We start from the raw sequence: 248 nt of genomic DNA, 5'->3' as shown, positions 1-248 counted from the left end.
CCGTTGATCTTGTTCTCGGTAATAAAAACCCGATCCACCAGCAGGTCCAGCTTGGCGAAGTCGCGCACCGTCAAGGTGATGTCGCTGGCCCCGGCAAACTCGGCCGCCAGTTGCGGGTCAAGTAGACGAAAGCGGACCTGCGGCTCCTCGTAGCGCAGGCCAAAGCGCCGTTCGAAGCCGTGATCGCGCAAGCTGGTCACGGTCGGGTCAATCGCCTGCTCTGGTAGCAGCTGATCCAGCAGACTCTT

General features: G+C 60.9%; 1 protein-coding gene. It reads right to left on the bottom strand.

Features of this window, described 5'->3' with window-relative positions:
- On the bottom strand, positions 1-248 hold a 248-nt coding region (locus B4920_RS27335; protein ID WP_216820114.1), incomplete at both ends, for a Wadjet anti-phage system protein JetD domain-containing protein.

It is taken from the genome of Zoogloea sp. LCSB751, assembly GCF_002028455.1.
Taxonomy (GTDB): domain Bacteria; phylum Pseudomonadota; class Gammaproteobacteria; order Burkholderiales; family Rhodocyclaceae; genus Zoogloea.
Note: the sequence above shows the minus strand (reverse complement) of the source record. Positions and strands in the feature narration are given on the sequence as shown.